The following is a 24,009-nucleotide window of genomic DNA, read 5'->3' as shown; positions in this document are numbered from 1 at the left end:
CCTCAAAGGAAGATCGCGGGTTAGCCGCGACCCTTAGTACGAGTTTTATGAAATTGTGCCGTTTTCTCGATGAAGCTGATAATTTGCGCGGCTACATCTTTATCGGTTGCCGTTTCAATTCCTTCAAGGCCAGGCGAAGAATTTACTTCCATAACCAATGGCCCATGGTTTGAGCGTAATAAATCAACGCCCGCTACATTCAAGCCCATGGTTTTCGCCGCTTTAACAGCAGTTGAACGCTCGGCGGGACTCAATTTAACTAACGTTGCGCTGCCACCGCGGTGTAAGTTTGAACGAAACTCACCTGGTTTTGCTTGCCGTTTCATAGCGGCAATTACTTTATCGCCGATTACAAAGCAGCGAAGATCAGCACCGCCGGCTTCTTTAATATATTCTTGCACCATGAAATGTGCGTTTAAGCCCATAAAAGCTTCGATAACGCTTTCCGCCGCCTTGCGGGTTTCAGCAAGTACAACGCCGATACCTTGAGTGCCTTCCAATAACTTAATAACTAATGGCGCTCCACCAACCATGTCGATAAGGTCAGGGATATCATTCGGTTTGCTGGCGAAGCCCGTAACTGGCAAACCGATGCCTTTACGCGATAAAAGCTGGAGCGAACGCAACTTATCGCGGCTGCGGCTGATAGCTACCGATTCATTCAATGGGTAAGTGCCCATCATTTCAAACTGGCGCAACACCGCAGTACCATAAAATGTAATGGAAGCACCAATACGTGGGATAACGGCATCAAACTGCGGTAACTCTTTGCCGCGCATGTGAATTTCCGGCTCTTTGGCGTTAATGTTCATGTAGCAGCGGAGCGGATCAAGCACGTGCATTTCATGCCCTTTAGCTTCACCAGCCTCAATCAAACGACGCGTAGAGTACAAATTCTTGTTCCGCGATATAATAGCGATTCTCATGCTGGTTTTCCTTGTAGGTAGGAGGCTTCGGGGTTTACCAAGTAGCGGCCATTTAATGCTTGGCGGCCAAGTAGCATTCTGAACTTCATTGTATCACGATTCGTTAAGGTAAATTCAGCATAAAATTCTTCGGCCTCTGGCCCAAAGCCCACGCGCACTCGGGTACGAATTACATATCGAATTTCGGTGTGGCCACCAGAATCAGTAACCGCACGCTGTTCTAAAATTGGGGCTTCAACAACTTGCTCGGTTAAATCGTCTTGAATCGGGTGAACCCAGATACGCAGCCAATTTTCGCCATCTTTATCGAACGGCTCTATGTGAAAGGCATGCAAACAGGATGTTTTTGCACCGGTGTCTACTTTCGCTTTAATAGCTGAAATGCCTAAATCAGGCAGCGATAGCCATTCGCGCCACCCGGTTATTTTTAGTTGCTGTTCGTTTATCACGGTTCGATTCTTCCCGAAAATATAAGTATGGTTAAATTTAACGCAATTCTTAATACGTTTAAACTAATGGCGTTAAACAGAATGCGGCTTGGCTACTTAGATGTTGTTCGTTGCAGGAAGTTATAAGCCTAATCCCTCGGCTAAAATCTGCTGAGTGAACTGTTTTTTTAAGTAATAGCCTCGAGGTAACGTTTGAATGGTTTCGCCGTGTGGGCCAATAGCGCCTGTTAGTGCTTTGCTGTTCGCCGCTTTCGGGCGCAATTGTAATGCGATTCCAGTACGAGCGGTAATACTTTCTACATGGCCTAATGCGATGGCTTCGGTAATTTCTTCCCAATCCTGCTTTAATACCAATTCTTGTTCTGCAGAAGGTTGCCAAAGTAAAGGCAGACCAATGGTGCGCTCTGCTACTGGCATCTCGCGGCGGCCATCAATTGGTATCCAAAGTACCTTACTCAGCTTGTTGCGCACATTACTCTGCTCCCAGCTTACTCCGTTTAAACCCAGTAGTGGGGCGATACATACATAGGTGGTTTCAAGTGGCATCGCATCTAGGTTTACCGGAATTGTTTTTAACTCTATCCCAATATCTGGAAAATCTTGTTCGGCACGCGAGCCTGCACTCGCACCCAGAAATAGCTCAAGCAATTGGCCGGTCCAGCCTTTGGCGTTGCGTAAATTGCGTGGAACCTCTATCTGTGCGATATCGGCTAATTGTTGAAAACTGCAGCCAATAAGCTGTTCTGCGCGCGCAACCAGTTCGATCTGACTCTCTGGTGCCGAACTAGCGAGCGTTATTCCACGGTTTTTATATTGATTTGGCAACCTGAGTTTGCTCCTGGGATGCAAAAATGAATTTGATATATTCGCTATAGTAAAAGCGTAAGATATTTGCCGCAAGCGAGGGTTTGTGGAAGAATCAAGAAAAGCTTTATTAAGAGGATGCTCGCGTGATTGATGCCGAGGGATATAGATCGAATGTCGGCATAGTGATATGTAACGAGCAGGGACAAGTATTTTGGGCGCGGCGCTTTGGCCAACAAAGCTGGCAATTTCCTCAGGGTGGTATTGATGATGGTGAAACCCCTGAACAAGCGATGTTCCGCGAACTATATGAAGAAGTGGGCCTGAAGCCTGAACAAGTTGAACTCGTGTATACCAGTAGAACTTGGTATCGTTATAGGCTCCCAAAACGTCTCGTGCGTAAAGGTTCTAAGCCGATTTGCATAGGCCAAAAGCAAAAATGGTTTTTGCTGAAGCTCACATGTGCAGAATCGGAAGTGGACGTGTTGCAATCAAGCCACCCGGAATTTGACGGCTGGCGCTGGGTTTCATATTGGTATCCAGTGCGCCAAGTTGTTGCTTTTAAACGGGATGTATACCGGCGCGTAATGAAAGAATTTGCGTCTGTGGTGATGCCATTTCGCCACAAAGCGCGCCCCAAACGATTTAAACGTAAGCGATAACCCATGCTAACCGTATTGCAGCGTATAGTTGAAGCAGTTAACCAAGCGCCTGATCTTGATTCGGCGCTTGGCCTAATTGTGCAAAAAGCACGGGCGGCATTGGGAAGTGATGTGTGCAGTGTTTACCTTGCCGATCACGATGCGCAGCAGTTTATTTTGATGGCTACCGAAGGCCTTAATTTAGATGAAAACGATCGTGTAACCCTCGCGTTTGGTGAGGGTTTGATAAGTTTGGCGGCTCAGCGTGAAGAGCCGCTGAATATTGCCAATGCCACGGAACATCCCAACTTTAAATTAGTTGAATCGGTAGGCGAAGAGGCTTACCGCGCGATGCTGGTTGCACCGATTATCCATCAACGCAAAGTGCTGGGTGTATTGGCCGCACAACAGCGCAAAGCGCGGGCCTTCTCGGCTGAAGAAGAAGCCTTCGTGGTTACACTCGCTGCGCAGTTAGCTACGGTTATTGCTCATGCGGAAGCGCGTGGGTTAGTAAGTGGCCACTATTCCCCATGGTTACGAAACTTAACGGGTTTACCCGGTGCTCCGGGTGTAGCTATTGGTGAAGCCTTTATTGGTAAGCCGGCTGCGACGTTGGGCTCGGTTGTGCCGAGGCGCACCGAATTTCCATGGCGAGAAATTCACAAATTCCGCAAAGCGGTTCTGCAAACACGGATGGAATTACGTACGTTGGCGGAGCAAGTAGCGGAATACGTGGCCGAAGATACCCTAGCAATTTTTGATGTGTACCAAAGTTTGCTCGATGCTTCGAGTTTGGGTGATGCGGTTGAAAGCAAAATTAAAGACGGCTGGATGGCACAAACTGCCGTAAAAATGGCGGTTGAAGATTTTGTTTCGAAGTTTGAAGATCTCGATGATTCCTATTTGCGTGAGCGCGCGGTAGATGTTCGTGATTTGGGCCAACGTATCTTATCGTTTCTGCAGGATAAAAATGGCAGTAAGCCAAACTTCCCCGACGCCTGCATTTTAATTGCTGAAGAAGTAACGGCTAGCATGCTTGCAGGCGTGCCAAGAAATAAGCTGCAAGGCTTAGTTTCCCTGCAAGGCTCGGCTAACTCCCATGCCGCTATTATGGCACGCAGCATGGGAATACCCGCGGTTTTTGGTGTGAGCCAAGTTCCGCTCGGTTATTTGGCCGATCAGCATTTAATTGTTGATGGTTACAGTGGTGAAATTTTCGTAAATCCACCGCAGCAGCTGATGCAAGAATATGAAATTCTGCGCAAGGAAGAGTTTGAACTTGCAGAAATGGTGGCGGATCACCGCGAAGATGAAGCTTGCACACTCGATGGTATAGCGGTTTCCTTACAGATCAATGCAGGCATGAACGTTGAGCATGATCAGCAACGGCTCGGGCACTATGAAGGTATCGGGCTGTATCGCACAGAAATACCGTTCATGATGCGCGAACGTTTTCCAACAGAAAAAGAGCAGTATGATCTCTACCGCCCGGTATTGGAGAGCACTGGCTCGTTACCTGTTGTGATGCGTACGCTCGATGTGGGTGGGGATAAGCCGCTACCTTACTTCCCAATTCATGAAGAGAATCCATTTTTGGGCTGGCGCGGGATTCGCATGACGCTGGATCATCCAGAAATTTTCTTAGTGCAAGTGCGCGCCATGTTAAGAGCGAATATTGGTCTTGATAATCTGCAGATTTTATTGCCGATGATTACTACGCTCGATGAAGTAGATGAATCGATACGCTTAATTAATCAAGCTTATTTCGAGGTGCGCAACGAATTGTTGCATAGCCAACCCGGTGCGGTTGTGAACCGGCCGAAAATTGGTGTGATGATTGAAGTGCCAGCCTTGCTGTATCAACTCGAGGCTGTGGCGAAAAAAGTTGATTTCTTTTCGGTAGGAACAAACGATCTAACGCAATACTTGTTGGCGGTTGACCGCAATAATTCCCGAGTTGCAGGGCTGTATGATTCATTTCACCCAGCACTTTTGCACGCGTTACAGTTCATTGTAGATCGTTGCCGTGAGTTGAATAAACCAGTGAGTATTTGCGGAGAAATGGCGGGCGATCCAGGTGGTGCACTCATTCTGGTAGCCATGGGCTATCGAAGTTTATCGATGAGTACCCACAACCTTGATAAAACCCGCTGGATACTCCGCCATTTAGATAGTGAAATTATGCAAACTTTGCTGGGCAAGGTAATGCAGTGTACGCATCCAGATCAGGTTCGCCGAATTGTGCGGTTGAAACTGGAAGCGTTGGGCCTTGGCGGTTTTGTTCGGGCGGGTAAATAGTGTTACTCAGTTTGCTTATTTGCTTAGCAGGTGGTGTTGCTGCGGGCCTGCTTTCTGGCATGTTAGGTATTGGCGGCGGCATTCTTATTGTGCCGCTTCTTATTTATCTATTGCCAATTATGGGATTACCCGTTGAGATTGTAGTGCCCACGGCTATCGGCACTAGCTTAGCAACCATTATGCTTACTACGTTATCAAGTGCTCGTGCTCACGCGAAGCGCGGCTATGTTTTATGGCACTGGGTAAAGCTAATTTCTCCTACATTGATTTTAGGTGGTTTAGTGGGCGCTTATTTAGGCACCCGGTTACCGCCAGAATTGCTGCAACGTATATTTGCTGTGATGCTGATTTTCTTAGCGGTGCACATGATTTGGAAGCACCGGCCGCGCTCGGAAGACCGCACGGTAAACCCGGTTGGCGTGCAGTTTTTTGGCGGAGCGATAGGTATTATTTCTGCCTTGGTTGGTATTGGCGGCGGTGCGCTTGTAGTGCCTTTATTGCATTTTTATCAAGTTGCTATGCGTAATGCGGTGGCTATTGCTGCGGTTTGTAGCGTACTGCTATCGGGTTTTGGCATGTTAACTTACATGTTTGCTGGGCCATCTATTGGTGGAACTGCGGTTTCTGGTTTAATTGGTTATGTGTATGTTCCCGCGTGGCTGGCCGTAGCGGCTACGTCGATGATTTTTGCACGTGTGGGAGCATCAATTGCACATCGTTTACCGGTTCGTTATTTGCAACGTGGCTTTGCCATACTATTGATAAGTGTGGCAATTCATCTATTTGTTGGTGGATAAAGTGTTGAGAAAACGTGACGCTGAAGCACTTGTTAACCCCGTTTGAATTTAATTAGGATTAGGCATGAACAGTGAGTTTCTTCAGTTCCCAAACTGGGATCCAGTAGCCGTATCCATCGGCCCATTAGCCGTGCACTGGTATGGGTTGATGTACCTCGTAGGTGCTGCATTTGCATACTGGTGGGGCAATCGGCGTGCGGCCGCAACACAAGGCTGGCAGCCCGAAGAATGGCAAGATCTTCTATTCTGGGGATTTCTAGCGCTCATTTTGGGCGGGCGCTTGGGGTACTTTTTGTTCTATCAAACAACGAGCTTTTTTAGTGACCCGCTAATGTTTTTCCGGTTTGGCCAAGGCGGTATGTCGTTTCATGGTGGGCTTCTTGGTGTTATTACCGCAATGCTCATTTTTGCGATCAAGAAAAACCGATCATTTTTGCGGGTGGGTGATTTTGTTGCCCCACTGGTTCCCGTAGGCTTGGGCGCCGGACGTATTGGTAATTTTATTAATGGTGAACTTTGGGGCCGGGTAACCGATGTGCCTTGGGCCATGGTGTTTCCCAATCCTGCCGCTGGTTATTTGCCACGCCATCCTTCGCAGCTTTATCAGGCCGCCACGGAAGGATTATTATTATTCGCATTGCTCTGGGCATTTAGCCGTAAACCTAGGCCAGTAGGCGCGGTTTCTGGGTTATTCTTGCTCGGCTATGGCAGTGCACGCATGACAACTGAGTTTTTCCGTGAGCCCGATGCCCATTTGGGTATTTTGGGAATAATGAGTATGGGGCAGTGGTTATCCCTACCAATGATTATCGGTGGCACCATCTTAATGGTGTTGGCTTACCAAGGTACATTTGGTGGTATGCGGCCATTACCAGATAACACTCCAGCACAGGAAAAAAGCGCTTCTAAAGCCAAAAACACGGGCAAAAAGCCAGTTTCTGGTAAGAAAAAAAGATAACGTTAAGCCGTGTACATTGGAATATGATACTCAGTGAACTGAATGAACGAGGCTCGGATTTATGCGTCAATATTTAGATTTAATGCGCCATGTGAAAGAAAATGGAACGCTTAAAGAAGATCGCACCGGCACGGGGACACGAAGTGTTTTCGGCTATCAAATGCGTTTCGATTTAAGCGCCGGTTTTCCTCTGGTCACCACAAAAAAATGCCACTTACGTTCGATTATTCACGAGCTGCTATGGTTTTTGCAGGGCGATACCAATATTGCATACCTGAAAGAAAATGGTGTGAGTATTTGGGATGAATGGGCAACTGATAGCGGAGAATTGGGCCCCGTTTATGGCGCAATGTGGCGCAATTGGCCAGCGGCCAATGGGGAAACCATTGATCAAATAAGTGATTTAATTGCACAAATTAAAACTAACCCTGATTCACGGCGGTTGTTGGTAAGTGCATGGAACCCCGCGTTACTGCCAGACACAACAAACTCCCCGAAAGAAAATGCACAAGCGGGTTTGCAGGCTTTACCGCCGTGCCATACCTTGTTTCAGTTTTATGTGGCCGATGGCAAATTGAGCTGCCAGCTTTATCAGCGTAGTGCCGATATTTTTCTCGGTGTACCTTTTAACATTGCAAGCTATGCATTATTTACGCTTATGGTGGCCCAAGTTTGTGGGTTAGAGCCGGGTGATTTTATTCATACGCTGGGTGATGCGCATTTGTATTCAAATCATATGGAGCAGGCGGATTTGCAGTTAAGCCGCGAGCCACGGCCATTACCTAAAATGACATTGAATCCGGACGTGAAGGATATTTTTGCTTTTCGTTTTGAGGATTTCGAGCTGAGTGGCTACGATCCACATCCGCACATCAAAGCGCCTGTTGCGATATAATAAGCGCGAGATTTTTGCAGGTAGGAACGAAAAATGAGCTCGATGACAGAGTGGCAGCGGCGTTTTAGTGGTATTGAACGGCTTTACGGTGCCACCCAAGCGGCACAAATTGCAAAACTACACATCGCCGTGATTGGCCTTGGTGGCGTTGGCTCTTGGGCCGCCGAAGCGTTGGCGCGCACTGGCGTGGGTAGCATTACTTTAATCGATTTAGATGAAGTGTGCTTGAGTAATATCAATCGGCAATCACATGCGCTTACCCACACTGTGGGGCAATTAAAAACAGATGTTTTAGCGGAACGAATTCGCGCTATTAACCCCGATATTAATCTCCATATCGTCGACGATTTCATTACGAAAGATAATATTGCTGAGTGTTTAACACCGACCCCTGATGGGGTGCTTGATGCTATCGATAGCCTACAGGCGAAAGTTGCCCTATTAGCGTGGTGCAAACGGCAGAAGTTGCCGGTAATTACGACCGGTGGCGCGGGTGGACAAATCGATCCAACTAAAATTGCTATCGCGGATATTGCTAAAGTAACGCAAGATCCGCTGATGGCGAAAGTGCGCAATCAATTGCGCCGCGATTATGGTTTTAGCCGCAATCCGAAACGCAAGTTTGCTATTGATTGTGTGTATTCTTCCGAACAATTGCGCTACCCAGATGCTGAGGGCTGCGTTTCATACGCGAAGCCAGGGGAAAACAACGTACGCATCGATTGCAGTACGGGATTTGGTGCGAGCATGATGGTAACCGCTAGTTTTGGCTTATTTGCCGCTGCTCGGTTACTGGAAAAAGTATTACCAAAACTGACACCGAGTTCTTGAAGGTTGTTGAGTAGCCTTAGGTAAATGATTTTGCGGTTGCCTTTGCATGTTGGCAAATATGATACAAGCCGTTTGCACGTGAAGGTGTGAGTTGCTGTTGCAAACCACAGGATTGCAGCCATTCATTAAAATTAAATGTTAGGATATAAGCCGGTGGTTGGTTTTGCACCGGCGCCAACAAAATCACCAGTAGCCCGCGAATTAAACGTGAACTACTATCGGCATGAAAGCGTAATGTATTCTCAGTGGTTTGCTCTACTTTTAGCCACACGGGGGCTTCGCAGCCGCTCACAGCGAACGCTTGAATGCGAGCAACCACATCGTCGGGCACCTGTTTAGCAAGCTGTAACACATACCGGTAACGTTGTTCCCAATTCGGCGTTTGTTGCAATGTAGTTAGGATTTCTGCCGCGGGTGGCGTTTCGATACGGTGAATATTTTGAGCGTTCGTGTTCGGCATTTTCAAGTTTCACGATTGTTAGTTTAGTTTCTTGCATGGGAATGGTTTGCGTTAGGTGCTTGTAGCATTACCGCCATTCCCGACAAATTTTCTGCGTTGTTTTGAACAAGGTGCCAGCTTCAGTTGACACCAAATCGCCAGCGAATTTTTATCATTATAGCGAGAACACTTGTTTCATGCAGGCTGCTTTTACATAATGCTGCCTGAATTCGGTTTCGATACAGAAATTATCAGAAGGAAGATGTTATGAAAATCTTGGTCGCGGTTAAGCGCGTGATTGACTACAACGTCAAAGTACGTGTGAAAGCTGATCAATCGGATGTTGATTTGAGCAACGTTAAAATGGCGTTGAACCCATTCTGTGAAATCGCGGTAGAAGAAGCCGTGCGTTTGAAAGAAAAGGGTGTTGCCGAAGAAGTTGTGGTGGTTTCTATTGGCCCGAAAGCGTGCCAAGAACAGATTCGTACGGCGCTAGCGCTTGGTGCCGATCGCGGTATCCACGTTGAATCGGATGTTGCTCCAGATTCTTTAGCCGTAGCTAAGATCTTAAATAAAATTGTGGCAGAAGAAGCACCGCAATTGGTTATTCTTGGTAAGCAATCCATTGATTCAGATAACAACCAAACAGGCCAGATGCTTGCCGCATTAGCGGATATGCCACAAGGCACTTTTGCATCAGAAGTTGTTGTTGATGGCGATAAAGTGCAGGTTACGCGCGAAGTTGATGGCGGTTTGCAAACTGTGGAGCTTACTCTCCCAGCTATTGTAACTACCGATCTTCGCTTGAACGAGCCTCGTTACGCATCATTGCCAAATATTATGAAAGCCAAACGCAAACCACTTGGTGTAAAAACGCCAGATGAACTGGGTGTAAGCATTGATAGCAAGGTTTCGGTATTGAAAGTTGAAGCGCCTGCCGAACGTAGTGCTGGTGTGAAAGTTGCGGATATCGCGGAATTGGTAGAGAAATTGAAAAACGAGGCAAAAGTATTATGAGCATTTTAGTTGTCGCGGAACACGATAATAAAGCCCTGAACCCAGCCACGTTGAAAACGCTTACTGCGGCGCAGGCTATGGGTGATGATATTCATGTTTTGGTGGCCGGCGAGGGCTGTGCAGATGTTGCTGCCGAGGCCGCAAAAGCTGCTGGCGTGGCGAAAGTGATTCATGCCGACAATGCTGCATACGGCCATCATTTGGCTGAGAACTTGAGTGCATTGGTGCTAAGTATCGCTAAAAACTACAGCCATATTGTAGCACCAGCCACTACGACCGGTAAAAACTTTATGCCACGCGTAGCCGTGCTTCTCGATGTAGCGCAAATTTCCGATATTATCGCGGTGGAATCTGCAGATACGTTCCGCCGGCCTATATATGCAGGCAACGCAATTGCTACCGTGCAATGTGCAGAAGCGATTAAAGTAATTACCGTTCGTGCAACTGCATTTGATGCAGTTTCCGCAGAAGGTGGCAGCGCTGAAATAGAAACGTTAGACGATGTTTTTGCTTCCGATAAAGTTAGCTTCGTTGGTGAACAAGTTGCCGCTTCTGAGCGCCCTGATTTATCAGCAGCTCGTGTTGTGATTTCTGGCGGCCGTGGTATGCAAAATGGCGAGAATTTTGTATTGCTAGAAAAAGTGGCCGATAAATTAGGCGCCGCAATTGGTGCTTCGCGTGCTGCGGTAGATGCAGGCTTTGTTCCGAATGATATGCAAGTAGGCCAAACAGGTAAGATTGTAGCGCCAGAACTTTACATTGCGGTAGGTATCAGCGGTGCGATTCAACATCTGGCCGGCATGAAAGATTCGAAAGTTATTGTTGCAATCAACAAGGATGAAGAAGCCCCTATTTTTCAAGTGGCGGATTACGGCTTAGTGGCTGATTTATTCGACGCATTACCGGAACTTGAAAGCGCATTATCGTAACTGCGTGACAAGCAGGTTAGAGGTCTGCTAACCTGCTTGTTAAGAACATATTATAAAAAAGTTGGAAAAATGATATGAAACACTTGCTTAAATGCGAGTAATCATACATGATTTTTCCAAAGTCATTAGCCAGGGACTCCCGATTCGGGGTACGCAGGATAGGTGGCAACAACAATGAAAAGAAGAACAACTATGTTTAAAAAACTTCCATTAGCCGCTGCAGTAGCAGTTGCGATTGCAGCCGTACCAGCACAAGCCGCAGATTTCGATTTGGGGCCGTTCGCCGTTCAGTTTGATTCTACATTCTCACTTGGTGCCGTTTGGCGTACCGGTTCTCGCGATGCACGCGTATTGCATCCAGGGAACTACGAAGGTGGTATGGGCCGTTCGGGTGTTGCCGATGATGGTAACTTGAACTTCGATAAAGGTGACATGACATCATTAGTATTCAAAGGTATCCACGACCTTGATATTAATGCTGGTCGTTACGGCGGTTTCTTCACGCGCTTCAATTACTGGCACGATGCCGTTATTGAAGGCGAAGGTGTAGCACACGGCCATAATGGTAACAATTATACGCCAGATACACGCCTTGATGGCGATGCGTTTGATGATTATTCGAAAGGCCAAGGCTTTAACGTACTTGATGCGTTTTATTACACACAATTTGATTTTGGCAACACACCAGTAGATTTGCGTATTGGTCGCCAAGTACTCAGTTGGGGTGAAAGCACGTTAATCTTTAACGGTATTAACTCAATCAACCCACTTGATGTAAACGCTGCGCGCCGCCCAGGTGCTGAAGTTCGTGAAGCGTTATTACCTGTGGGTATGGTGAGCTTGTCGTTAGGTGTTGGCACAAACACAACCATCGATTCATTTGTTGGTTTTGAGTGGGATAATACTAAACTTGATGGTTGCGGTACGTTCTTCTCAACCGTTGATATTCTAGGTGGTCAAGGTTGTAACAAAGTTACTTTGAACCCAGAAGTAGCACCTGGCCGTTTCTTAAGCGACCAAGAATCAGTAGAAGCTGGCCTATACGTGTCACGCGCAGCTGATAAAGATGCTAGCGATAGTGGTCAATGGGGTGTTGGTTTACGCCATTACTCTCTAGATTTAGATACTGAATTTGGTTTGTACTACATTAACGTGCATAACCATGCGCCGATTATTTCTGCGTATGATTGGGATACACCCAATATCAGTAACAACATCGTTTCTACGAATGGTCCAATGTACTTTGCAGAATGGCCGGAAGATAACCAAATCTTTGGCGCAAGCTTCAGTACTACATTAGCAGGTTGGTCTTGGGCTGGTGAAGTAAGCTACCGTCCGAATCAAGCTGTGCAAATTAATACCACAGAAATTCTTACCGCTGGTTTACAGCCGAACGTTCCAAGTTCATTTTCTGGCCGCATTCAAGCAGCGCGTCCGGATGGTATTCCAGTTGGCAACTATGCAGCTGGTTATGAAGAGCTAAAAGTTTATCAAGCACAGATGACGTTCATTAACTTCTTCGAGCAGTTCTGGATTTCAGATCGAATGACATTACTTGCTGAAGTAGCAACGAACCACATTGATAACCTTCCAGATTTGGATACTCAGCGTTTTGGCCGTAGCCCAGTATATGGCAAGTGTTTAACTATTCGTGATCAGCGTCAACTTGGTAACCCAGGCGCAACGAGTGACATGAACTGTGAAGGCTTTGTAACGACGACTTCATTTGGTTATCGCGTACGTGCGGTGTTTGATTTCAACAACGTATATCGTGGTTGGAACTTATCGCCTACGCTAGTGCTAAACCACGATGTTAAAGGTTACTCACCAAACGCGAACTTCATTGAAGGCCGTTTGAACCTTGGTGTTGTGTTAAACGCTACATACATGAGCAAATATAATGTAACGGTTGGCTACAACAACTATAGTGGTGCGGATTACGACCCAATGCAGGATCGTGACCACGTATCAGCAAGCTTCTCAGTAGCATTTTAATATTGAGCATGCTTCACAAAAAACCGCCTTCGGGCGGTTTTTTATTGTCAGCAAATGAGCTAGTTAATGTTTAAGGCGCGCGAAAGTTAACTCTGGGAATATCCGTGAATTGTAAAGCACGCAATGTAATTGAGGGGAAAGAGTGGCAATGGTAAGTTGGCAAACGTTTATTGCTCAGGAGCAGAAGCAAGCGTATTTTCAAGAGTTGCAACATAACTTACAGGCCGAACGGGCTCGTGGTGTAAACGTTTATCCGCCCGAGAACGAGATATTCAAGGCCTTTGAACTTACACCTATAGAGCGCGTTAAAGTAGTTATATTAGGACAAGATCCCTACCATCAACCAACGCAAGCGCACGGGCTTGCCTTCTCGGTTCCTCGAGGCGTAAAAACGCCACCGTCGTTAAAAAATATCTACAAGGCAATTTTGCATGATTACCCAAACTCAGCGATTCCTGCGCACGGTGATCTGCAGGGATGGGCAGAGCAGGGTGTTCTATTGCTCAATACTTCTTTAACTGTGCGAGAGAATGCTGCTGGTTCCCATGCTAAATTTGGGTGGCAGCAGTTTACGCAAAATGCACTTAAATATTTGGCGCAACATCATGGATGCGCATATTTATTATGGGGTAAACATGCGCAGCAGGTAGCAAAGCCGATCATTGCAGAATCGCTTTATTCCGAACATGCTAAGGTTCTGGAATCAGTTCACCCTTCACCGCTTTCAGCACATCGTGGATTCTTAACCTGCGGACATTTTCGAAACGTAAATCAATGGCTTGAGGCGCAAGGAAAATCGCCGATTCAATGGTTGCCTGAGGCATCTGAAGAATCGGAGCAGTACACATTTTTGTAACATTTCTCTTTTATAATTTCACTTCTTGTGGTACAACATACATGCGCTTTAACAAAAATATAACAGTGATATTTTTATAAGGGGAATCCCATGAACGACGAACTCAACAATACTGAGAAATCAAGTAAGGGTCGGGCAGCAAAGCGGAAGTGGCGGGAAATCGAAGCAATTCAAGAACGCCAACGCCTCGAAAAGGAATTAACAGATATCGACTACTGTTATGATTTAGAAACAGACGATTTAGAGTTTTAAATTATCTCGGGTTCTAAACAAAAAAACGCCGCATTTTTTAAGTGCGGCGTTTTTGTTTTTTTGGAAATGAGTTCAGCGTTACGGTTATTTGCGCATTGACGCTGATAACAAAGGCCGCATTTGCGATACCATGGTTTGTAATACCCGCGGCGTAGCAGCAACGATGTTCCCGGAATTGTTGTGGTTGGTGCCACCGCCGAAATCGGTAACAACGCCACCGGCTTCGCGTACTAACAATTCGCCTGCAGCAGTATCCCAATATTTCAAGCCAGCTTCGAAGAAGCCATCGTAACGACCAGCGGCAACATAAGCTAAATCTAAAGCCGCGGATCCCGCTCGGCGAATATCGGCCGTTTGTTCGAAGAATTTATTAAATACCGCCTGATATTCAGGTAGTAAGTGCTTCATGCGGAATGGAAAGCCGGTAGCAAGTAAAGCACCATCAAGATCTTTACCACCACCAACACGAATCCGGTAACCATTGAGCTGAGCCCCAGCACCGCGGCTTGCGGTAAACATTTCTTCGCGCACAGGATCATACACAACAGCGTGCTGCGTTATACCCTTGTGGGTAAGTGCGATAGAGATACAGAAGTGTGGAATACCACGAATGTAGTTGGTTGTGCCATCGATTGGATCGATTACCCACAGGTAATCCCCTTTTGCACCGTGTTCACCTGATTCTTCCGCAAGAAAGGCGTGATCTGGATACGATTTTTTAATCGTGCTGATAATCACTTCTTCACAAGCTTTATCAATGTTTGAAACATAATCATGTAAGCCTTTCGAGCTTACCTCAACTTGGTCAGGCTGAGCGAATGATTTCATAGCTACACGGCCGGCTGCACGAGCAGCACGCACCGCAATGTTTAAAATTGCATGCATGGGAATTTCCTGTACTGGCAAAGAGCGGGTGAAAAATTCGCCGGTATTATAGGCATGTTCGCATCCAGATGCAATCAAACTCACGCTGTGCTAGTATCTGAGCGCTTTTTTATACGCCAGTTGAATGGCATTTATACGCTGCACGGCCACGTGCCATATGGCTTCAATATAACGATGGAAATTGCGGAATGTTAAGCGAAATTCGGATTGTGTTAGTAGGTACCACCGATCAACGGAACATAGGTTCTGCAGCTCGTGCTATGAAAACGATGGGGCTGCAAGAGCTTGTGCTTGTTGATCCACAAGAGATACCTCAAGGAAAAGCACAAGCTTTAGCCGCTGGTGCAACCGATGTTCTTGCGAATGCTAGAACCGTAGATACTCTCGCGGAAGCACTTGCAGATTGTACTCTTGTGCTCGCAACCAGTGCGCGTAACCGCACCCTTGATTGGCCGCAACTTACGCCACGTGAAGCCGGAGAAAAGGCCATTCAAGAGGGGTTATCGGGCGCGAAAATTGCGATCGTATTTGGCCGCGAAGCGAGTGGTTTAACGAATGAAGAACTCCAGCAGAGTAATTTTCACATTCATATTCCAGCGAATCCAGATTATAGCTCGTTGAACCTTGCGATGGCGGTGCAAACTGTAAGCTACGAAATGCGAATGGCATTTCTGGCTGCGCAATCTCAGCCGGTAGAAACCGAGCAAGAATATCCGTATCACCGTGAGATCGAGAGTTTTTACGAGCACTTGGAGCGAGTACTCACGCACTCCGGATTCATTATTCCGCAGCACCCAGGCACGGTAATGACGAAGCTTCGTAGGTTGTTCACGCGAACCCGCTTGGAAGAAAATGAACTTAAAATTTTACGTGGTGTGTTGTCGTCTTTAGAGAAACAAATGCCAAAGCGATAAACTTGAGTGTTTTACTAGGTTAAATACTTGATAGGAATAGTCGGGAATGATAAAGTTTCATGCGTAAACTCCCTCTGTGTACGAGCCCGAAGCCACAATTTCAGAACTAATTTCCTGAAATAGCATGGTTAAAGCAGTACGCGTAAGCTTTCTTATACGAAAGCAATGGTATAACGAGGTAATGCATGCGATTAACATCAAAAGGCCGATACGCAGTTACAGCGATGCTTGATGTCGCTTTGCACAAAGAAAAAGGTCCGGTGCCATTGGCTGATATTTCTGAACGCCAAGGCATATCGCTCTCTTATCTGGAACAATTGTTTGCCCGTTTGCGCCGTAGTGGCATTGTTAGCAGTGTGCGCGGGCCTGGCGGCGGTTATCAGTTGGGTAGAGAAGCGAGTGAGATTTCTGTAGCCGCGGTTATCCATGCAGTAGATGAAAGTATTGATGCCACGCGCTGCCAAGGAAAATCTGATTGCCATGGTGGCACCCGTTGCCTGACTCATTCTTTATGGTCTAATTTGAGCGAACGCATTGATGAGTTTCTTTCTGCGATTACACTTGCTGAATTAGTTGCGCAACAAGATGTGCAAGCGCTAGCGGCACGGCAGAAAAAACACTACGGCGAAAATCAAGAACATAAAATTGAACTGAATTTACAGATCTAGCTATTGGTTAAATAAAGGTGCAATTTTCTCTGCTTTTGCGATTTATTAAGTGATAGCACCTTACCTGCCCGAACGAGGAACCGTTTGATGAAGTTTCCGATTTACCTTGATTATGCCGCTACAACGCCGGTGGATCCTCGTGTAGCAGACACTATGATGCAATATCTCACTTTTGATGGCATTTTCGGAAACCCTGCTTCTCGTTCTCATCGTTTTGGTTGGCAGGCGGAAGAGGCTGTTGATGAAGCGCGTGAGCACGTGGCGGAGCTCCTGAATGCTGATCCTCGTGAAATTGTATTTACCTCAGGTGCTACAGAAGCAACAAATTTGGCCCTAAAAGGTGCGGCCGAGTTTCATCAAGAAAAAGGCAAGCACCTGATTACAGTACGAACTGAACACAAGGCCACGCTAGATACCTGCAAAGAATTAGAGAGTCGTGGTTTTACCGTAACCTATTTGGATGTGCAAGCAAACGGCTTGTTAGATTTAGCTGCGCTACATGCAGCGATTCGCAGCGATACAATTTTATTCAGTGTGATGCAGGTAAATAATGAGATCGGCGTTATTCAGGATATCCCAGCAATCGCGCAAATCTGTAAAGAGCATGATGTAATTTTGCATGTTGATGCGGCGCAAAGTGCCGGCAAGATGCCCATCGATGTCCGTGAGTTAGATATTGATATGCTCTCGTTATCAGCGCATAAAATGTATGGACCAAAAGGCATTGGCGCGCTATATGTGCGCCGTAAGCCGCGCACCCAATTGGTAGCACAAATGCACGGTGGTGGCCATGAGCGTGGCATGCGCTCCGGAACATTGGCAACGCATCAAATCGCTGGGTTAGGTAAGGCTGCACTGATTGCCAAACAGGAGCTTGCAAATAACGCGGAGCGTATTCAGCTGCTCAGCGATAATTTTATCAGCAAAGTGCTCGCAATCCCTGGAACTCGAATCAACGGAGACACAAACACTCGCGTGGCCGGCATTGTGAATGTTGGCTTCACCGCAGTTGATGGTGAGAAATTATTGCTATCGTTACAAGAGTTGGCAGTGTCATCGGGCTCCGCATGCACTTCGGCCAGCTTAGAGCCTTCATATGTGCTCCGAGCTATAGGCCTTAGTGATGAATTAGCACATAGCTCCATTCGCTTCAGTATCGGTAATTACACTACCGCTGAAGAACTGGATTATGCCGTTGAGCTATTACGAAATGTTGTACCTCGCTTGCGGGAACTCGATTAAACCCACAAGCGAGTTTGCGTTTAAAGCCTAGTTAGCTTGCTTGTGCAGAAATAATAGGCTTAAGTTTTGCGGCAAATGTGCGGCGAAATTTAGCTAATTTCGGTGAAACGACAGCCTGGCAGTATTGGTTTTCCGGATTCCGCTCAAAGTAATTCTCATGATAATCCTCGGCGGGATAATAGCTTTGAATCGGTTCTACCTGTGTTACTACTTTACCTGGCCAAATTTGCTCAGCCTCAATCTCGCGAATAATCGCTTCCGCGGTTAGCCGTTGCTCATCGTTGTGATAGAACACGCCTGAACGATATTGGGTTCCAATATCATGCCCTTGACGGTTAAGTTGTGTTGGATCGTGCAAGGCAAAAAACACTTCCAAAATTTCTCGAAAGCTAATTTCGCTTGGGTTGTAGCGCAAGCGAATAACTTCGGCGTGGCCGCTATCACCATTACAAACCTGTCGGTAGGTCGGGTTAGCAACATCACCGTTGGCATAACCCGAACTGGCTTTTTCAACGCCTTGTAGTTGGTTAAAAGCTGATTCCAGACACCAGAAGCAGCCACCAGCAAGGGTTGCTTCCTGAAATAAACCTGCCATAAATACCTCGATAAAAGAGAATCAAATAACCATCTGGACGTCTAAACTACATCAGATTAGCTGTTTTGCCAATAGCTGAATACACAAAAGCGAAATATAAACGTGTAAATATATTTTCAAGATCATTCGGCGTACTAGCGGAAACTGAAATTTACTGGGAAACTCGCTGTAAATCACGTATAATCCGCGCGTCTTTTTTAACCACTTTGAATGGCTCTGCGGAGCCCACTTTTACCAGGAGTATACAATGGCTTTGGAACGCACTCTTTCCATCATCAAGCCTGACGCGGTTGCTAAAAACGTGATCGGCGCAATCGTTAATCGTTTTGAAACTTCAGGCTTACGTATCGTAGGTCAGAAAATGATGCATTTAAGCAAAGAACAAGCTGAAGGCTTTTATGCAGAGCACAGCGAACGTCCTTTCTTTGGTGCGTTGGTTGAATTCATGACTTCAGGCCCAATCGTTGTAATGGCGTTGGAAGGTGAAGATGCAGTTCGTAAGAACCGCGAAATCATGGGCGCTACTAATCCACAAGAAGCAGCTGCCGGCACTTTGCGTGCTGATTTTGCTGAAACTATCGATGAGAACGCAGTTCACGGTTCTGATGCAGTTGAATCTGCTGCTCGTGAAATCGCTTATTTCTTCTCTGATGAAGAAGTTTGTTCACGCACTCGCTAAGTTTTGAGCGAAATGCGTGATAGAAAAGGGGCTAAATGCCCCTTTTTTGACTATGTTTGTAGTCATGTCAAGAGAGGTCAATGCAATGGAAACCACGATAAAGAAAGTTAACTTACTCGATTTGAACCGAGAGGGGATCCGCAAGTTCTTTGCTGAGCTTGGGGAGAAGCCATTCCGTGCGGATCAGGTAATGAAGTGGATATACCACTATTGCATTGATGATTTCGATAACATGACAAACCTGAATAAAGGTTTGCGAGAAAAACTCAAGCAAATCGCGGAGATTAAAGCACCCGAAATTAAGGTTCAAAAAGAATCGATTGACGGTACGATTAAATTTGCGATGGAGCTGAGTGACGGTCAAGAAGTGGAATCCGTTTGGATTCCAGAAGCGGATCGCGCCACGCTATGTGTTTCCTCACAAGTTGGTTGTGCTTTGGAATGTACGTTCTGTTCAACCGGCCAGCAAGGTTTTAACCGGAATTTAAAAGTTTCTGAAATTATCGGCCAAGTATGGCGGGTGAACAAACTTTTGGGTTCATACGGCGATACTGGCGTAAAGCCGGTAACCAACGTAGTTATGATGGGTATGGGCGAACCATTACTCAATATGAAAAACCTTGTGCCAGCATTACAGCTAATGTTGGAGGATTTCGGGTATGGTTTATCGAAACGCCGTGTTACCGTGAGTACTTCCGGCGTAGTGCCAGCATTGGATCAGCTTCGTGAACAAGTAGATGTGGCACTGGCGATTTCGTTGCATGCTCCGAATAACAAATTGCGTGATGAAATTGTACCAATCAACAAAAAGTATCCAATAGCTGAATTTTTAGCGGCATCTCGACGCTATGTCGAAGCCTCGAAGGCGCAAACGAAAGTTACCGTGGAATACGTGATGATTGATCATGTGAACGATTCTACCGAACACGCCCATGAACTTGCTGAAGTATTAAAAGATACACCCAGCAAAATTAATTTAATTCCGTTCAACCCGTTTCCTGGTTCGGATTATGGGCGTTCGAGTAATTCACGCATCGACCGTTTTTCTAAAGTGTTGATGGAACACGGATATACCGTTATTGTAAGGAAAACGCGCGGCGATGATATTGATGCCGCATGCGGCCAGCTCGTTGGTGATGTTGTAGATCGCACGAAACGGTTGTTGAAGCGCCAAGAAAAAAACAAATCTGGGGAACCGATCCAAGTTAATGTGGTCGGTTAAGAACGTACGCGAACATGGCTATGGATAGCATAAACGTAGTGAATCTCAATCTATCATGACAAATAAAAATGAATCAGACGAAGATCTGCAACCAGAAGTTGTAGAAGAGCTTGTATCACAGCGCCCTACGCCAGGTGAGTTGCTGCGCTTAGGACGTGAAAATATGGGACTTTCGGTTGGCCAAGTTGCCGATCGCCTACGCTTACGCCAGCAACAAATTCAAGAACTTGAAGACGACGTTTTCACTGCTCATGTAAGTGGCACCTATATCCGCGGTTATCTGCGTTCCTACGCAAAACTGGTGCAAGTAAATGAAACCGAGATAATTGCAGCGTACGAACACCTTATCGGTGACCAAGCGCCCAAGGGGCAAATGCAGAGCTTCTCTCGGAAAACCAGTATTGAAACCCAAGATAATCGTTTGATGTTGGTTACTTGGATCATTGTGCTGATTTTAATCGGCTCCGTTGCGGTATTTGTTTGGCAGAAGTTTGTGGACGATCGTGATCAAGCCAGTTCGAGTAATATCGAATCATCGTTTGAAGTTACCGATTCAGCTACGGGAAATGATACCGCTGACATAGAAGGGCTGCAGCCTGACAACGATCAATTGGGCGCAGTTGATAGTGGGGAAAACGAAAGTACCTTAGAGCAGTTAGAACCAACAACAGTAGATACAGCTGCCGAAACCGCCGCAAGTGCGCCTGGCCCTGAGAGTGAGAGCGAGGGGAGTGGGACCCCTGTGGCTCCCATTCTTGATACCCGCACTTTGGTAGCGAACAACGTCGATGATTCCGCAAATACAACAGCCGAAGCGGCCGATAATGACCCTGCTGGCGATACGCCTAGCATAAATACGATTCAAGAGCAGAGTGAAAACACCGACCCTGCGAGCCAAGGCGAATTGGTATTGGTGTTCTCTGGCGATAGTTGGATTCGTATTGAGGACGATACAGGTGAGGCGATAGCTTACGGCGTCAAACAAAGTGGTTATACTATGCCGCTCGATGGCACCGCACCGTATGATTTAACCCTTGGCGCACCAAGTGTGGTAGCTGTGTATTTTCGCGGTGAGCGGGTAGATTTAAGTGAGTTTAGTGGCGGGCGTATTGCTCGTTTTACGCTACCACGTAGCTAAGTTTTTATTCTAACGATTGATAGCAAAGAGCAGTTCACATCATGATCCATCATTCTCCAATAACTCGCCGAAAAAGCCGCCGTATATATGTAGGTGATGTGCCGATTGGTGATGGCGCCCCGATTGCGGTGCAATCAATGACGAACACCCTTACTGATGATGTAGCGGCTACCGTGGCGCAGATAGAACGCATGGTTGCTGCCGGGGCTGATATTGTTCGGGTATCTGTGCCAACTATGGATGCCGCAGAGGCGTTTAAAAAAATTCGCCAACAAGTATCAACGCCGCTCGTAGCAGATATCCATTTTGATTACCGTATAGCGCTTAAAGTGGCTGAGTATGGTGTGGATTGCCTGCGCATTAACCCGGGTAATATTGGCCATGAAGATCGCATTCGTGCGGTGGTAGATGCAGCTAAAGATAAAAACATTCCCATTCGAATCGGTGTAAATGCGGGCTCGTTAGAAAAGGATATTCAAGAGAAGTATGGTGAGCCTACGGGTGCCGCGCTGGTGGAATCTGCGATGCGCCATGTAGATATTCTGGATCGTTTCGATTTCCAAAACTTCAAAGTAAGTGTTAAAGCCTCTGATGTATTTTTGGCAGTGGATGCCTATCGTTTGTTGGCCAAACAAATTGAACAGCCTTTGCATTTAGGTATTACCGAAGCTGGGGGTATGCGAGCCGGTGCGGTAAAATCAGCGATAGGCTTAGGCATGCTCTTGAATGAAGGTATTGGCGATACCTTGCGGGTTTCCTTAGCGGCGGATCCGGTTGAAGAAGTGAAGGTGGGTTTCGACATTTTGAAATCACTGCGTATTCGCAGTCGCGGTATTAACTTTATTGCTTGCCCTAGCTGCTCACGGCAAGAATTTGATGTTATTTCAACTGTGAATGCACTTGAGCAACGGTTAGAAGATGTTACAACAGCACTTGATGTATCAATTATAGGTTGTGTTGTGAACGGCCCCGGTGAAGCACTGGTTGCGCAAATTGGTCTTGCTGGAGCGAAGAATAAAAGTGGCTTTTACATGGATGGGCAGCGACAAAAACTACGTATCGATAACCATTCCATTGTTGATGATTTAGAAGCGCAAATTCGAGATTATGTTGCGCGCAAAGAAAAAGAAGATCCAATCAACGTTATCAATATTTAATTCATCAATCTGATTGCGTTCGCTTCGCGTGAGTATTCTTTCGCAGAGCGCTGTAAACACGTATAATACGCGCATTATTTTGCAGAAAGTGGCGGGTGTCATTGGCAACCGCCTTTTTAATATAGGAAAACAGCAACTGTGGCAAAGCAGATTCAAGCCATTCGCGGAATGAATGATATTCTTCCGGAGCAGAGTGGGCGCTGGCAGCAGCTTGAGCAGGTGATTCGTTCACTGCTTGCTGGTTATGGCTATAGCGAAATTCGGATGCCGATCGTAGAGCAAACTGATTTGTTCAAACGCTCTATTGGTGAAGTAACCGATATCGTCGAGAAAGAAATGTATACGTTCGATGACCGCAATGGCGATAGCCTTACTTTGCGGCCTGAAGGTACAGCAAGTTGTGTGCGCGCTGGGAATGAACATGGTTTGTTGTATAACCAAACCCGCAGGCTTTGGTACATCGGCCCCATGTTTCGTCATGAACGCCCACAGAAAGGCCGTTATCGCCAGTTTCATCAGGTAGGCGTAGAGGTTTTCGGCCTGAATGGTCCGGATATTGATGCAGAGCTGATTTTAATGACCGCTCGTTTGTGGAAGCAACTCGGCATTGAGAAGCACTTACAGCTTGAGTTGAATTCTCTAGCATCCAACGCTGCACGAATTAATTATCGAGAAGCGCTCACGGCTTACTTACGTGAACACCGCGAGTTGCTCGATGAAGATAGTATTCGTCGATTAGAAAGCAATCCGTTGCGTGTGCTTGATTCAAAGAATCCGGCTATGGCAGAAATGCTCGCAGCGGCTCCTAAATTGAGCGAATATTGGGATGAGGAATCAAAATCTCATTTCTCAGGCCTATGTGCTCGGCTTGATGCTGCCGGTATTGCCTATGTGCATAACGAGCGCTTAGTGCGCGGCTTAGATTACTACAACCGAACGGTGTTTGAATGGGTAACCGATAGCCTGGGTGCACAAGGTACGGTTTGTGCTGGCGGCCGTTATGATGGATTGGTGGAACAGTTGGGTGGGAAAGCTACGCCCGCGGTAGGTTTTGCGATGGGGTTAGAGCGCTTAGTGCTTATGCTCGAGCACGTTGAAACCTTCTCTATTCCGCGTGAAGTTGATGTATATATTGCTGCTGTTGGTGATGTTGCGGAACTTCCTGCTATGGCGCTTGCCGAACAAATTCGTGACACACTTCCTAAATTGCGTGTGCAAATGCATTGCGGTGGCGGGAAGTTTGCCAAACAGTTAAAGCGCGCCGATCAAAGTGGTGCCGAAATTGCGTTGATATTGGGGGCTGATGAAGTTGCCGAACAACGTGTTACCGTAAAATACTTGCGGAATGATAAGCCGCAAGAAACCTTAGCGTTTGCTGAACTTGTCGAGGTATTGAATACCTTGGTAGTAGAATAAGAGGAA

General features: G+C 46.6%; 25 protein-coding genes. 19 read left to right on the top strand and 6 right to left on the bottom strand.

The window, feature by feature from the left end; translation table 11 throughout:
• Positions 1–20: 20 nt before the first annotated feature.
• From rimK to mutH, 3 genes are all read right to left on the bottom strand, one after another.
• Positions 21–926, bottom strand: coding sequence for a 30S ribosomal protein S6--L-glutamate ligase (gene rimK / locus CWE13_RS05680; RefSeq protein WP_126806705.1), 906 nt, complete (start codon positions 924–926; stop codon positions 21–23).
• Positions 923–1,375: an ATP-dependent zinc protease family protein gene (locus CWE13_RS05675; RefSeq protein WP_126806703.1), complete on the bottom strand. Its 453-nt coding sequence runs from the start codon at positions 1,373–1,375 to the stop codon at positions 923–925. The genes rimK and CWE13_RS05675 overlap by 4 nt, the downstream gene beginning before the upstream one ends.
• 120 nt (positions 1,376–1,495) lie before the next feature.
• Positions 1,496–2,200 carry a DNA mismatch repair endonuclease MutH gene (gene mutH, locus CWE13_RS05670; protein WP_126806701.1) on the bottom strand — a complete coding sequence of 235 codons (705 nt, stop codon included), beginning with the start codon at positions 2,198–2,200 and terminating at the stop codon, positions 1,496–1,498.
• A 125-nt stretch (positions 2,201–2,325) separates the two neighbouring features.
• Here mutH and rppH point away from each other — a divergent pair, with 125 nt between their 5' ends.
• The 6 genes from rppH (at position 2,326) to tcdA (ending at position 8,599) form a co-directional block, all read left to right on the top strand.
• Positions 2,326–2,841: an RNA pyrophosphohydrolase gene (gene rppH, locus CWE13_RS05665; RefSeq protein WP_126806699.1), complete on the top strand. Its 516-nt coding sequence runs from the start codon at positions 2,326–2,328 to the stop codon at positions 2,839–2,841.
• Positions 2,842–2,844: 3 nt separating this feature from the next.
• Positions 2,845–5,118: a phosphoenolpyruvate--protein phosphotransferase gene (ptsP, locus tag CWE13_RS05660; protein WP_126806697.1), complete on the top strand. Its 2,274-nt coding sequence runs from the start codon at positions 2,845–2,847 to the stop codon at positions 5,116–5,118.
• Positions 5,118–5,915 (top strand): sulfite exporter TauE/SafE family protein, encoded by a 798-nt coding sequence (locus CWE13_RS05655; protein WP_126806695.1) that lies wholly within the window; start codon positions 5,118–5,120, stop codon positions 5,913–5,915. Before ptsP ends, CWE13_RS05655 begins: the two co-directional genes overlap by 1 nt.
• A gap of 64 nt (positions 5,916–5,979) precedes the next feature.
• Entirely contained in the window at positions 5,980–6,873 is an 894-nt protein-coding gene (lgt, locus tag CWE13_RS05650) for a prolipoprotein diacylglyceryl transferase (RefSeq protein ID WP_241973643.1), read from the top strand.
• Positions 6,874–6,934: 61 nt separating this feature from the next.
• Positions 6,935–7,768, top strand: coding sequence for a thymidylate synthase (locus CWE13_RS05645; protein WP_126806693.1), 834 nt, complete (start codon positions 6,935–6,937; stop codon positions 7,766–7,768).
• Between the two features lie 42 nt (positions 7,769–7,810).
• A complete protein-coding gene (tcdA, locus tag CWE13_RS05640; RefSeq protein ID WP_126807332.1) occupies positions 7,811–8,599 on the top strand; it encodes a tRNA cyclic N6-threonylcarbamoyladenosine(37) synthase TcdA in 789 nt (262 codons plus the stop codon).
• A 16-nt stretch (positions 8,600–8,615) separates the two neighbouring features.
• Here the strand turns inward: tcdA and CWE13_RS05635 are convergent, their stop codons facing one another.
• Positions 8,616–9,059 carry a SufE family protein gene (locus CWE13_RS05635; RefSeq protein WP_126806691.1) on the bottom strand — a complete coding sequence of 148 codons (444 nt, stop codon included), beginning with the start codon at positions 9,057–9,059 and terminating at the stop codon, positions 8,616–8,618.
• Between the two features lie 246 nt (positions 9,060–9,305).
• On the opposite strand from CWE13_RS05635, the gene CWE13_RS05630 reads away from it, so the two are divergent.
• From CWE13_RS05630 to CWE13_RS05610, 5 genes are all read left to right on the top strand, one after another.
• Positions 9,306–10,055: an electron transfer flavoprotein subunit beta/FixA family protein gene (locus CWE13_RS05630; RefSeq protein ID WP_126806689.1), complete on the top strand. Its 750-nt coding sequence runs from the start codon at positions 9,306–9,308 to the stop codon at positions 10,053–10,055.
• Positions 10,052–10,984 (top strand): electron transfer flavoprotein subunit alpha/FixB family protein, encoded by a 933-nt coding sequence (locus tag CWE13_RS05625; protein ID WP_126806687.1) that lies wholly within the window; start codon positions 10,052–10,054, stop codon positions 10,982–10,984. Before CWE13_RS05630 ends, CWE13_RS05625 begins: the two co-directional genes overlap by 4 nt.
• Before the next feature lie 192 nt (positions 10,985–11,176).
• Positions 11,177–12,979 carry a DUF1302 domain-containing protein gene (locus CWE13_RS05620; protein ID WP_126806685.1) on the top strand — a complete coding sequence of 601 codons (1,803 nt, stop codon included), beginning with the start codon at positions 11,177–11,179 and terminating at the stop codon, positions 12,977–12,979.
• 148 nt (positions 12,980–13,127) lie between these two features.
• The gene (ung, locus tag CWE13_RS05615) at positions 13,128–13,835 is read left to right on the top strand and encodes a uracil-DNA glycosylase (protein ID WP_126807330.1); all 708 of its coding nucleotides are present in this window, start codon (positions 13,128–13,130) and stop codon (positions 13,833–13,835) included.
• Between the two features lie 90 nt (positions 13,836–13,925).
• The gene (locus CWE13_RS05610) at positions 13,926–14,087 is read left to right on the top strand and encodes a DUF3545 family protein (RefSeq protein ID WP_007420721.1); all 162 of its coding nucleotides are present in this window, start codon (positions 13,926–13,928) and stop codon (positions 14,085–14,087) included.
• Between the two features lie 84 nt (positions 14,088–14,171).
• On the opposite strand, the gene suhB is transcribed toward CWE13_RS05610, so the two are convergent.
• Positions 14,172–14,972, bottom strand: coding sequence for an inositol-1-monophosphatase (suhB, locus tag CWE13_RS05605; protein WP_126806683.1), 801 nt, complete (start codon positions 14,970–14,972; stop codon positions 14,172–14,174).
• A gap of 188 nt (positions 14,973–15,160) precedes the next feature.
• Between suhB and trmJ the strand changes: the two genes are divergently transcribed.
• The 3 genes from trmJ to CWE13_RS05590 all read left to right on the top strand — a co-directional run bounded on the left by trmJ (position 15,161) and on the right by CWE13_RS05590 (position 17,796).
• Positions 15,161–15,886 carry a tRNA (cytosine(32)/uridine(32)-2'-O)-methyltransferase TrmJ gene (gene trmJ / locus CWE13_RS05600; protein WP_126806682.1) on the top strand — a complete coding sequence of 242 codons (726 nt, stop codon included), beginning with the start codon at positions 15,161–15,163 and terminating at the stop codon, positions 15,884–15,886.
• Positions 15,887–16,071: 185 nt separating this feature from the next.
• Positions 16,072–16,554, top strand: coding sequence for a Fe-S cluster assembly transcriptional regulator IscR (gene iscR / locus CWE13_RS05595; RefSeq protein WP_126806680.1), 483 nt, complete (start codon positions 16,072–16,074; stop codon positions 16,552–16,554).
• A gap of 87 nt (positions 16,555–16,641) precedes the next feature.
• Complete coding sequence (locus CWE13_RS05590) at positions 16,642–17,796, top strand: IscS subfamily cysteine desulfurase (RefSeq protein WP_126806678.1); 1,155 nt, start codon at positions 16,642–16,644, stop codon at positions 17,794–17,796.
• A gap of 31 nt (positions 17,797–17,827) precedes the next feature.
• Here the strand turns inward: CWE13_RS05590 and msrA are convergent, their stop codons facing one another.
• On the bottom strand, positions 17,828–18,391 hold the full coding sequence (gene msrA, locus CWE13_RS05585; RefSeq protein ID WP_126806677.1) for a peptide-methionine (S)-S-oxide reductase MsrA: 564 nt from the start codon (positions 18,389–18,391) through the stop codon (positions 17,828–17,830).
• A gap of 247 nt (positions 18,392–18,638) precedes the next feature.
• On the opposite strand from msrA, the gene ndk reads away from it, so the two are divergent.
• From ndk to hisS, 5 genes are all read left to right on the top strand, one after another.
• Complete coding sequence (ndk, locus tag CWE13_RS05580; protein WP_007420715.1) at positions 18,639–19,070, top strand: nucleoside-diphosphate kinase; 432 nt, start codon at positions 18,639–18,641, stop codon at positions 19,068–19,070.
• Positions 19,071–19,155: 85 nt separating this feature from the next.
• Entirely contained in the window at positions 19,156–20,292 is a 1,137-nt protein-coding gene (gene rlmN / locus CWE13_RS05575) for a dual-specificity RNA methyltransferase RlmN (RefSeq protein WP_126806675.1), read from the top strand.
• Between the two features lie 55 nt (positions 20,293–20,347).
• Complete coding sequence (locus CWE13_RS05570; RefSeq protein ID WP_126806673.1) at positions 20,348–21,430, top strand: RodZ domain-containing protein; 1,083 nt, start codon at positions 20,348–20,350, stop codon at positions 21,428–21,430.
• A 41-nt stretch (positions 21,431–21,471) separates the two neighbouring features.
• Entirely contained in the window at positions 21,472–22,587 is a 1,116-nt protein-coding gene (gene ispG, locus CWE13_RS05565) for a flavodoxin-dependent (E)-4-hydroxy-3-methylbut-2-enyl-diphosphate synthase (protein ID WP_126806671.1), read from the top strand.
• A 138-nt stretch (positions 22,588–22,725) separates the two neighbouring features.
• Positions 22,726–24,003 carry a histidine--tRNA ligase gene (gene hisS, locus CWE13_RS05560; RefSeq protein WP_126806669.1) on the top strand — a complete coding sequence of 426 codons (1,278 nt, stop codon included), beginning with the start codon at positions 22,726–22,728 and terminating at the stop codon, positions 24,001–24,003.
• Positions 24,004–24,009: the final 6 nt, after the last annotated feature.

The organism is Aliidiomarina shirensis, from assembly GCF_003987345.1.
GTDB lineage: Bacteria > Pseudomonadota > Gammaproteobacteria > Enterobacterales > Alteromonadaceae > Aliidiomarina > Aliidiomarina shirensis.
Note: the sequence above shows the minus strand (reverse complement) of the source record. Positions and strands in the feature narration are given on the sequence as shown.